At 67.6% G+C, this 10,828-nt stretch carries 8 protein-coding genes; 6 read left to right on the forward strand and 2 right to left on the reverse strand.

Features of this window, described 5'->3' with window-relative positions; all coding sequences use genetic code 11:
- Window positions 1–207 precede the first annotated feature (207 nt).
- Window positions 208–573: a DUF1844 domain-containing protein gene (locus A8G18_RS13135; protein ID WP_026003566.1), complete on the forward strand. Its 366-nt coding sequence runs from the start codon at window positions 208–210 to the stop codon at window positions 571–573.
- 81 nt (window positions 574–654) lie between these two features.
- Here A8G18_RS13135 and uvrA read toward each other — a convergent pair whose 3' ends face one another.
- Window positions 655–3,660, reverse strand: coding sequence for an excinuclease ABC subunit UvrA (gene uvrA / locus A8G18_RS13140; protein ID WP_064064226.1), 3,006 nt, complete (start codon window positions 3,658–3,660; stop codon window positions 655–657).
- 150 nt (window positions 3,661–3,810) lie between these two features.
- On the opposite strand from uvrA, the gene A8G18_RS13145 reads away from it, so the two are divergent.
- The gene (locus tag A8G18_RS13145; protein WP_016934935.1) at window positions 3,811–4,500 is read left to right on the forward strand and encodes an MBL fold metallo-hydrolase; all 690 of its coding nucleotides are present in this window, start codon (window positions 3,811–3,813) and stop codon (window positions 4,498–4,500) included.
- A gap of 26 nt (window positions 4,501–4,526) precedes the next feature.
- Window positions 4,527–4,889 (forward strand): hypothetical protein, encoded by a 363-nt coding sequence (locus A8G18_RS13150; protein WP_147290694.1) that lies wholly within the window; start codon window positions 4,527–4,529, stop codon window positions 4,887–4,889.
- Between the two features lie 53 nt (window positions 4,890–4,942).
- Here the strand turns inward: A8G18_RS13150 and A8G18_RS13155 are convergent, their stop codons facing one another.
- A complete protein-coding gene (locus A8G18_RS13155) occupies window positions 4,943–5,197 on the reverse strand; it encodes a hypothetical protein (RefSeq protein WP_016934933.1) in 255 nt (84 codons plus the stop codon).
- 200 nt (window positions 5,198–5,397) lie between these two features.
- Here A8G18_RS13155 and A8G18_RS13160 point away from each other — a divergent pair, with 200 nt between their 5' ends.
- The 3 genes from A8G18_RS13160 to A8G18_RS13170 all read left to right on the forward strand — a co-directional run bounded on the left by A8G18_RS13160 (window position 5,398) and on the right by A8G18_RS13170 (window position 10,791).
- Window positions 5,398–7,092, forward strand: coding sequence for an alkaline phosphatase D family protein (locus tag A8G18_RS13160; RefSeq protein WP_064064228.1), 1,695 nt, complete (start codon window positions 5,398–5,400; stop codon window positions 7,090–7,092).
- Between the two features lie 166 nt (window positions 7,093–7,258).
- Window positions 7,259–8,302 (forward strand): DoxX family protein, encoded by a 1,044-nt coding sequence (locus A8G18_RS13165; protein WP_172506046.1) that lies wholly within the window; start codon window positions 7,259–7,261, stop codon window positions 8,300–8,302.
- A gap of 173 nt (window positions 8,303–8,475) precedes the next feature.
- A complete protein-coding gene (locus A8G18_RS13170) occupies window positions 8,476–10,791 on the forward strand; it encodes a HelD family protein (RefSeq protein ID WP_064064230.1) in 2,316 nt (771 codons plus the stop codon).
- The last annotated feature ends 37 nt before the right edge of the window (window positions 10,792–10,828 follow it).

Below are 10,828 nucleotides of genomic sequence, written 5' to 3' on the forward strand. Positions count from 1 at the left end.
GGCATACGCACCCGAGGGACCGGACCCCTGAGCTGCATCGATGTGCCGCCAGAGGTGGGAGTCGGACTCCACTTTGCTGCCCACGGAGGATCACCGCGGGCGGTCGTGCGGTCCAGTCTAACAAAAATGCACGTCGGCGACGAATCGGGGAATCCGCGCCCCACCCGCGCCATCGGCGACGAGCGACGCGACCCTATGCTCATCGCTATGACGGACGCTCCCGAGACCCCCGATCAGGATGCTGCGGCACAGGATGTGCGCGAGCTCGCCGACATTCCGGCCGTCGAGGTGATCAGCCGCGCAGCCGTGATGCTGATGAGTTCGGCTGCCGAGAAGCTCGGTCTCGCCGACGAGGATCCGGACAGCAGCGCACGACGTGACCTCGACGAGGCTCGCCGCGTGATCACGGCCCTCGCCGGACTGATCACCTCGTCGGTGGAATATCTCGGTCCGCACGCCGGCCCGCTGCGCGAAGGACTGCAGGCACTGCAGCGCGCCTTCCGCGAGGCATCCGCGGTGCCCGACGAACCGGGCAAGGGCCCGGGCGAGAAGTACACCGGCCCGGTCTACTGATCCGACGCGGCACCGGTTCCGACCCCACTTCCGACTCCCACGACCGGATCCGCCCGCCGTCGCGGCGGGCGGATCGGGTCGTCAGCTCGCGGCAGCCACCTTCTTCGTGGTGGTCTTGGCCTTTGCGGTCGTCTTCGTCCCGGCAGTCTTCGTCGCGGTGGTCTTCGTCGCGGTGGTCTTCGTCTTCGCGGCGCGCTTGCGTGCCGGAGCGCGAGTGGGCGCGGCGGCCCGGCCGTCGAGGATCTCCGCAAGGAAGCGTCCGGTGTAGCTCTCCTCCACCGTGACGACCTCGTCCGGGGTGCCCTGCGCAACCACCGTGCCGCCCCCGGAGCCGCCCTCCGGACCCATATCGATGATCCAGTCGGCGGTCTTGATGACGTCGAGGTTGTGCTCGATGACGATCACGCTGTTGCCCTTGTCGACCAGACCGTTGATGACCCCGAGCAGTTTGCGGATGTCCTCGAAGTGCAGGCCCGTGGTGGGCTCGTCGAGGATGTAGGCGGTACGCCCGTTGGAGCGCTTCTGCAGTTCGGCGGCGAGCTTGACGCGCTGCGCCTCACCACCGGACAGGGTCGTCGCCGGCTGGCCGAGGCGGACGTAGCCGAGACCGACCTCCACCAGCGTATTGAGGTAGCGGTGGATGGAGGTGACCGGCTGGAAGAACTCGGCGGCCTCCTCGATCGACATGTCGAGCACCTCGGCGATGGTCTTGCCCTTGTAGTGCACCTCGAGCGTCTCGCGGTTGTAGCGGGCGCCGTGGCACACCTCGCACGGCACGTACACGTCGGGCAGGAAGTTCATCTCGATCTTCAACGTGCCGTCGCCCGAGCACGCCTCGCACCGGCCGCCCTTGACGTTGAAGGAGAACCGGCCCGGCTGGTAGCCGCGCACCTTCGCCTCGGTGGTGGACGCGAACAGGGTGCGGATCTTGTCGAACACCCCTGTGTAGGTAGCCGGGTTGGAACGCGGCGTGCGGCCGATCGGCGACTGGTCGACCTGGACGAGCTTGTCGAGCTGGTCGAGTCCGTTGATGCGGGTGTGCCGTCCCGGCACCTGTCGCGCGCCGTTGAGCTTGTTGGCCATCACGGTGGCGAGGATGTCGTTGACGAGCGTCGACTTCCCGGAGCCGGAGACACCGGTGATGCAGGTGAGCACGCCGAGCGGGAACGACACGTCGATCTCGCGCAGGTTGTTCTCGCGGGCACCGACGACGGTGACCTGCCGCCCCTTGTCGATGGGCCGGCGAACCGCCGGAATCTCGATCTCCTCACGCCCGGACAGATAGGCCCCGGTGAGCGAGTCGGGATTGTCGAGCAGCTCCTTGTAGGTGCCGCTGTGCACGACCTTGCCACCGTGCTCACCCGCGCGGGGGCCGATGTCGACGACCCAGTCGGAGGCGCGGACGGTGTCCTCGTCGTGTTCGACGACGATGAGAGTGTTGCCGAGATCGCGCAGCCGGGTGAGGGTGTCGATGAGGCGACGGTTGTCGCGCTGGTGCAGACCGATGGACGGCTCGTCGAGCACGTACAGCACGCCGACGAGACCGGAACCGATCTGGGTGGCGAGACGGATACGTTGCGCTTCACCGCCGGAGAGGGTGCCCGCCGCGCGCGACAGGGTGAGGTAGTCGAGTCCGACGTCGAGCAGGAAGCCGAGCCGGGCCTGGATCTCCTTGAGGACCTGCCCGGCGATGGCTGCCTCCCGTGTGCCCAGGACGAGACCGTCGAGGAAGCGCGCGCACTCGGCGATCGACAAATCGCTCACCTCGGCGATGGACATCGCGCCGAAGTCGCCCGCGCTGACCGTCACGGCCAGGATCTCGGGGCGCAACCGCGCACCGGCGCAGGCCGGACACGGGATCTCCCGCATATAGCCTTCGTAGCGTTCCTTGGCCTGGTCGGATTCGGATTGTTCGAGGCGGCGGTGCAGGAACGGCATGACGCCTTCGAATTCGGCGTAGTACGAGCGGACGCGGCCGTAGCGGTTCTTGTATCGCACGTGCACCTGCTCGGTGCTGCCTTCCAGCACGGCCTTGCGCACCTTGGCGGGCAGCTTCCGCCACGGGGTGTCGATGTCGAATCCGAGCGCATCGGCCAGACCGGACAGCAACCGGCCGAAGTACTCGGCGCTCTGGCCCATCGACCACGGGGCGATCGCGCCGTCGGCCAGGCTCAGATCCGGGTCGGGAACGACGAGATCGGGGTCGACCTCCTTGCGCACGCCCAGGCCGGCGCACTCGGGGCACGCACCGTACGGCGAGTTGAACGAGAACGACCGTGGTTCGAGTTCGTCGATGGACAGCGGGTGCGAGTTGGGGCACGCGAGCGTCTCGGAGAACCGGCGTTCGCGGTCGGGTGCGTCCTCCTCGCGATCGACGAAGTCGAGCACGACGACCCCTTCGGCGAGCCGGAGCGCGGTCTCGATGGAGTCGGTGAGGCGCTGCTGCGCGCTGGGCTTGACGGCGAGGCGGTCGACGACGACCTCGATGTCGTGCTTCTCCTGCTTCTTGAGCTTCGGCGGATCGGACAGGGTGTGGACCACCCCGTCGACACGCACGCGGGAGTAACCCTGGATGGTGAGCTGCTCGAACAGGTCGACGAACTCGCCCTTGCGGGTACGCACGACGGGCGCGAGGACCTGGAACCGGGCACCGGGCTCCATCTCGAGCACCTGGTCGACGATCTGCTGCGGCGTCTGCCGGGAGATCTGCTCACCGCACACCGGACAGTGCGGGGTTCCGGCGCGGGCGTAGAGCAGACGCAGGTAGTCGTAGACCTCGGTGATGGTGCCGACGGTGGACCGCGGGTTGCGGTTGGTGGACTTCTGGTCGATCGACACCGCGGGCGAAAGACCCTCGATGAAATCGACGTCCGGCTTGTCCATCTGCCCGAGGAACTGACGGGCATAGGCCGACAGAGACTCGACATAGCGCCGTTGTCCCTCGGCGAAGATGGTGTCGAACGCGAGGCTCGACTTGCCCGAACCCGACAGTCCGGTGAACACGATCAGACTGTCGCGCGGCAGATCCAGGTCGACACCACGCAGGTTGTGTTCCCTGGCTCCTCGCACGATCAGGCGGTCTGCCACGCCACATCCTTCCTGTAGACAAGGCCGCAGTTCGGCCCTCAGCCATGGTAGGCGCGGGTACCGACACGTTTCCGTGCCGAAGAACCACGCCCCGTCGACGAACCACGCGTCCGGTGCTCATGCGCGCGCACGCGAAGGTAGGTTGACTGCATGACGCAGCAGCCCGTGATCATCGAGGACACCTACACCGGCGACGTCACTCCCGGCGGACCCGCGCAACGCCGAAGGATTCCCGGAGCGAGCATCGTCAAACTCGCCGTCGGCGAGATGAACAACAACACCTATCTCGTCACCGACGACACGACCGGCAAGTCCGTGTTCATCGATGCCGCAAACGAACCCGAACGACTCGTGCAGTTCCTCCGCGACAACGCACCGGAACTCGAGCTGATCGTCACCACCCACCAGCACTGGGATCACTGGCAGGGCCTCGAGCGGGTGGCCGCGGCGACCGGTGTGCCGACGGCGGCGCACGAGCTCGATGCCGCTCCCCTGCCGGTGACGCCCGAGCGGATCCTGACCGAGGGCGACACCGTGCAGATCGGTGAGCTGAATCTCGAGGTGATCCACCTCTCAGGACACACCCCGGGGTCGGTCGCACTGGTCCTCACGGAGCAGGGCACGGGCCGCGCGCACATCTTCACCGGCGACTCCCTGTTCCCCGGCGGGGTCGGCAAGACCCCGGACGACGATGCATTCCGCTCTCTGCTCGGCGACGTCGAGGCGAAGATCTTCGACCGGTTCGACGACGAGACGATCTTCTATCCCGGGCACGGCAAGGACTCGACCCTCGGAGCCGAGCGTCCGCATCTCGGAGAGTGGCGTGAGCGCGGCTGGTGATCTGTTCTGCATACAGGAACTCTCCGATGACGGACACCCCAGCCGACGCCGTCTGGCAGGGGGGGGTCGAAGCCGCCCTGAGCCCGGAGGTGTGCAACCGCCTCGACCGAGACAAGACAACACTGCTCGACGAGCAGCCGGCACGCTCGATCGAGGCACGCATCCGGCCTGAATCGTCAAGGGGATTGCGCCATCCCAGTACCGAGATCCTGTCGGAGATCCCGACCGGCATCCTGCGGTACCCGATCCCCGGTATGTACGGAGGCTTCTCGATCGAACCGATGCGCGGTTGTTTGTTCGTCGGAAGTTCCAGTCGCATGGAAGCCGATTCGGGCGAATCACACGTGGTGACCACCTCCGGATTCCTGCTGGTGGAGGAATCCGAGTGAAGCGATGGACGCTACGGTCACCCAGGAGCATGCGTACCGGTCATTGAGGCAATTCACTCGCGTGCGCGTTCCGTACCCGGAGCCGATGCACCGTTCTCCGCCTCGACCTCCTCGGTCCTGCCCGGGTGTTCGTCGGCCATGTCTGCGAAGGCCGTTCCCGAGACCATCCCGTTCGTCCCCGGCACGACCGTGGTCGGCCGAACCCCCGGCTCGTACATCCGGTCGATCTCCTCGGCCTTCTCCCGTGCCTGTCGTTTCTCTTCGTCGTCGAGCGTGTCCCAGCGGGTCGGCTCCTCTGCGTCGGTCATGTCCGGTCCCCCTTTCCACTACGCGGCACCGACCCGCGCGGGTCGATTCGGGTGCGTCCGTTCCAGGGTGCTCCCCGTCGCGGCATCCCGGAGGGCGAACCGGTATCGAAGTTCGCCGGAACCATCCTGGACAGGAGCGCTGCGAGTACGCTCGAAACCCATGACGAGCTCGCTCGCTCGAGCACGAAGGCGCTGACACCGTGGCGGATCTCGTACTCGGGCCGGTACTCCGGCACATCGGCGACACGGACGCCACGATCTGGGTGGAGACGTCCGCACCCTGCACGGTCGAGGTGCTCGGCAGTGCGGAGCGTACGTGGACCGTCGCGGGCCATCACTACGCGCTCGTCGTCGTCCGAGAGCTCGAACCCGGATCGGAGACGCCCTACGAGGTGCGGGTGGACGGACACCTCGTGTGGCCGCCGGCCGGTGACGCGCCCCCCTCGATCCGAACCTCGGGGGACGACACCGACACCTTCGTGCTCGCCTTCGGTTCGTGCCGCGTGGCGTCGGAGAGCGCGGAACCGACGGCCGTCCTGGGGAAGGACGCGCTCGTCGCGTACGCGCAGCGCATGCGTTCTCTGCCCACCGACGAATGGCCCGATGCCCTCTTGCTGCTCGGCGATCAGGTGTACGCCGACGAGTTGTCACAGGAGATGAAGCAACGGGTCGGTGAGCGGCACGATCTGTCGGAACCACCTGGGGCGCAGGTACGCGACTTCGAGGAGTACACCTGGCTGTACCACCGGTCGTGGTCCGAAGACGACGTCCGGTGGCTGTTGTCGAACGTGCCGACGTCGATGATCTTCGACGACCACGACGTGCACGACGACTGGAACACCTCCTACTCGTGGCGCAGGGAAATGGAATCGTCCGCGTGGTGGGAGGAACGCATCGTCGGGGCACTCGCGTCGTACTGGATCTATCAGCATCTCGGGAACCTCTCCCCCGACGAGCTGGACGAGGAGCCGCTCTACGGGCGGGTGCGGAACTGTACCGGTGACGCCGAGCCCATTCTGCGCGCCTTCGCATCCGGTGCCGACGAAGAAGCGGACGGGGCTCCGGGTGCGCGGTGGTCCTACCGCCGTGATTTCGGGTCGGTGCGTCTGCTGGTGATCGACTCGCGGTGCGGGCGGGTGCTCGCGCCCGAGCGGCGGGACATGGTGTCCGATCCGGAGTTCGACTGGATCGAGCAGCAGACCGACGGCGACTACGACCATCTGCTGGTCGGCACGTCGCTGCCGTGGCTGCTCCCCCGCGCGATGCACGACCTCGAGGCGTGGGACGAGAAACTCGCGTCCGGTGTGCGAGGTGACCACTGGGCTCGCTGGGCCGAGAAACTTCGTCGTGCTGCGGACCTCGAACACTGGTCGGCCTTCCGCGACTCTTTCGAGCGACTCGGACGCCTGCTGCGGGACGTCGCCGCCGGACGGCGCGCCGGGACGTCCGGTCGTGCGCCCGCGACGATCTGTGTCCTCTCGGGCGACGTGCACCATGCGTATGCCGCCCGTGTCCGGTTCGGGACACCGACCGCCGGTGCGGTCTACCAGCTGACCTGTTCACCGTTGCACAACCATGTCCCCGCAGCCGTCCGGGTCGCCTTCCGCGCTGCATGGAGCCGCACGGCGGAGCATGTCGTGCGGCTACTGCTGGGTCGCGTGACGGCCGTTCCCGTCGCGTCGTTCTCGTGGTCGAGGGTGTCGGGTCCGACTTTCGGAAATCAGATCGCCACGCTCCGGACGCACGGTCGCGTCGCACATCTGACCGTCGAGCGAAGCATCGACACCGCAGCAGGTACGCATCTGTTCGAGAAGGTCGCGGAGTTGCTGTTGACCTCCGAGGATCGGCCGCCCCGGATCTCGCCGGCAGGCGCGGCGGGCCGGCTGTCGAAGTGAGACGGGAAGACGGCACTCCGCCGGTGATGAATTCTGGTATTCACTGATTTCCGTACCATCCGAAATACCGTCCGGTGCCCTTCGTCCCTGCTTCGCGCATATTCCCGTGACTCCCGGGGTACCTGTGTCAAGGTTTGGAAACACAGCCGACCACGGGAGGAACCACATGCTCGTCCGGAGAATCGCGCGGCCCATGCTCGCGTCCATCTTCATCGCAGGGGGCATCGACGCCCTGCGGAAGCCCGAGCCGAAGGCAGGGGCTGCGCAGCCCGGGCTCGATCAGGCTGTGAACGCGCTGCCGGCATCGATCACCGACCGGCTCCCCAGCAATCCCGAGACTCTCGTACAGATCAACGCCGCCGTCCAGATCGGCGCCGGCACCCTGTTCGCCCTCGGCAAGGCACCGCGTCTGTCCGCTCTCGCCCTGATCGGCAGCCTCGTGCCGACCACCGTTGCGGGCCACGACTTCTGGAACGCCGAGAACCCGGAGGCCCGCGCCCAGCAGCGCACTCAGCTCATCAAGAACGTGAGCCTGATGGGCGGACTGCTCATCGCGGCCGTCGACACCGAGGGCAAGCCGTCGCTCGGCTGGCGGGGCCGCCGTGCCGCGCGAGCCGCGCAGAAGTCGGTGGCCGCCGCCCTGCCGGGCCACTCCTCGGACGGGCACACGGCGGAGGCGCTGCACACGGTCGCCGAACGGGTGAAGGCACTGACAGAGGAGGCCGGCGAGCAAGGTGGCCATCTCCTGGAGATCGCCAAGGAGCGTGGGCCGGAAATCGCAGAGGTGGCGCGCGAACGCGGCAGCGGACTGCTCGAGGTCGCCCGCGACCGCGGTCCGGTGCTGACCGAGCGGGCGCGCGATCGCAGCGCCGAGATCCTCGGTGTGGCCCGCGAACGCGCTCCCGAACTCGCCGAAGGCGCCCGTGAACGCGGCACCGAGCTGCTCGAGCTTGCGCGGGAGCGTACCCCCGAGATCGCCGACGCCGCCCGCAAGCGCGGCTCGAAGCTGTGGGACACGACGGTCGATCGCAGCTCGGAGTGGGCGAAGCTCGCCGAGGAACAGTCCGCGATCCTCAATGCCCGGGCGCACGTCGCCGCGGAGAAGGCGCGCTTGCGTGCCGAGGCTGCGCGCAAGCAGGGCACGAAGGCGGAGAAGAAGCTGGCGAAGAACCTCAGGGCGCTCGAGAAGAACATCGAGAAGAAGAAGTAATCGAGTACGGCACAGCAGTGCGGGCGTGCGACTCGGTCGCACGCCCGCACTGCTGTGACCAGGATTTCTGCCTGTTTTCTTACGGCGACGACTAGACTTCTCGGGCACTTTCGTCAGCGCACCATCCTGCGCACGGCGGAGCGATCTCGTCCTGTCTATCCCGAGGAGTCCCTGTGCCGGTTGATGGCGCGTCCCATCCGGAGCTCGATCGCGAGCAGGCCTACGTGGCGATGCTCTACACGCATCTCGACGGGCTGCGCGACTACGCCCGGACTCGGTTGACCCGCGTGCTGAAGGAGACGGGAGGCACTCCGCAGGCACGCAGCGAGCGCGAGTCCTTCACGCAGATGTACACCGAGGACATCGCGAAGTACGACGCCGCCGAGCACGGCCTGTGTTTCGGCCGCATCGACGTCCGCGACGACGGCACCGATGCGGCAGTGACGACCGAGGACGGCGCGGAGACCCGGTACATCGGTCGGCTCGGCATCCTCGACGAGGACAACGACTACGAGTCGCTGCTGCTCGACTGGCGGGCACCGCAGGCCCGCCCGTTCTACCTCCCCCCCCCCGCCGCTCCCGACGGGGTCGTACTGCGACGTCATATCCGCAGCCGCAGCCGGACCGTCACCGCTCTGCACGACGAATATCTCGACCTCGACGCCGCCCTCGAGCATGCCGATACCCAGGCGGCGGGGGGTGTGGCCGGTGAGTCGGCGTTGCTCGCCGCGCTGAACGCCGCGCGCACCGGGCAGATGCACGACATCGTGGCGACCATCCAGGCCGAACAGGACACCGTCATCCGCTCGGAGCATCGCAGCGTGCTCGTCGTCCAGGGCGGTCCGGGAACCGGCAAGACCGCGGTGGCGCTGCACCGGGCGGCCTACCTGCTCTACACCTACCGCAAGCAGCTGGCCAAGAGCGGCGTACTCATCGTGGGCCCGAACAGCCGCTTCCTCGACTACATCGGTCAGGTGCTGCCCTCGCTCGGTGAGACCGGAGTGCTGCTCTCCACGGTCGGTGATCTGTATCCGGGGGTGACGCCGACCGTCGCGGACAGCCCGGAGGGCGGCGAGCTCAAAGGTTCCCTGGACATGGTGAAGGTGCTCGCGAAGGCCGTCCGCGACCGGCAGGAGGTGCCCCGCTCCCCCGTGCACCTGAGCTTCGACACCTATGCGCTCACGCTCGACCGCAAGATCGTCACCCGCGCACGCGGTCGCGCTCGGTCGTCCCGCCGACCGCACAACCTCGCCCGGCCGATCTTCGTGGGCGGGGTGATCGACGCACTCGCCGATCAGCTCGCGGGGATCATCGGATCGAATCCGCTCGGCGGCGCGAATCTGTTGAGCCGGGAGGACATCCAGGACATCCGGTCCGAGATGCGTTCGGACCGTGACATCATCACTGCGATCGACGCATTGTGGCCGGAACTGTCCCCGCAGCAAGTACTCTCGGATCTGCTGGCTTCGCGCGACCGGATCGCGTCGGCGGCTCCGGCGTTGTCCGACGAGCAGATCGACGCGCTGTACCGCCCCGACGCACCGGGACGTTTCAGCGCGGCCGACGCTCCCCTGCTCGACGAACTCGCCGAACTGCTCGGTGTCGACGACGCCGCCGAGCGCGAACGCGCGAAGCGGCGCTGGCGCAAGCAGATCGCCGACGCCCAGGGTGCACTCGACATCCTCACCGGTTCGGCGCCGCAGGATCTCGAGGACGATCTCGATCCGGAGCTGCTCATGGCATACGACCTCATCGATGCCACTCAGCTCGCCGAACGGCAGAACCACCGCCGCCACGAGACCACGGCCGAACGCGCGGCGGGTGATCGCACGTGGACCTACGGTCATGTGATCGTCGACGAGGCGCAGGAGCTGTCCGCGATGGCGTGGCGAACGATCATGCGCCGCATCCCGAATCGCTGGATGACCCTGGTGGGCGATACCGCACAGACCGGTGATCCGGCGGGAACCGAGTCGTGGCAGCAGATCCTCGAACCGTATGTCGCGAACCGGTGGAAGAAGACCGAGCTGACCGTCAACTACCGCACGCCGGCGGAGATCATGCGCATCGCACATGCGGTGCTGGCCGAGATCGATCCCGATCAGGTGCCGCCGCAGTCGGTGCGCGAATCCGGTTTCGAGCCGTGGGCGCAGCAGGTCGACGCGGAGGCGCTGTCGGCGACCGTGCGGGCCGCTCTCGACGCCGAGACCGGCCCGGGCACGACGGCCGTGCTCGCGCCCGCACGCCTCGTACGCGAATGGGAACCTCTCGCATCCGAGTCGGTCACGGTCGCGACCGTCAAGGAGGTCAAGGGCCTGGAGTTCGATGCGGTTCTGCTCGTCGAACCGGCCGAGATCCTCACCGACTCGTCGCGCGGGATGAATGATCTGTACGTGGCGTTGACCCGCGCGACCCAGCGTCTCGGGGTGGTGCACTCGGAGCCGCTGCCGGACGTGCTCACGGGTCTCGTGGCCCCCACCCACTGCTGAGGGCAGCCCACGACCGGCCGGAAGGACGGTACCGTCC

This window comes from Rhodococcus gordoniae (assembly GCF_001646655.1).
GTDB classification, from domain to species: domain Bacteria; phylum Actinomycetota; class Actinomycetes; order Mycobacteriales; family Mycobacteriaceae; genus Rhodococcus; species Rhodococcus gordoniae.

Excerpts from the sequence above, each read along its gene's own strand:
- A8G18_RS13135 (WP_026003566.1), top strand. The coding sequence starts at position 208 with ATGACGGACGCTCCCGAGACCCCCGATCAGGATGCTGCGGCACAGGAT.
- A8G18_RS13145 (WP_016934935.1), top strand. The coding sequence starts at position 3,811 with ATGACGCAGCAGCCCGTGATCATCGAGGACACCTACACCGGCGACGTC.
- A8G18_RS13150 (WP_147290694.1), top strand. The coding sequence starts at position 4,527 with ATGACGGACACCCCAGCCGACGCCGTCTGGCAGGGGGGGGTCGAAGCC.
- A8G18_RS13155 (WP_016934933.1), bottom strand. The coding sequence starts at position 5,197 with ATGACCGACGCAGAGGAGCCGACCCGCTGGGACACGCTCGACGACGAA.
- A8G18_RS13165 (WP_172506046.1), top strand. The coding sequence starts at position 7,259 with ATGCTCGTCCGGAGAATCGCGCGGCCCATGCTCGCGTCCATCTTCATC.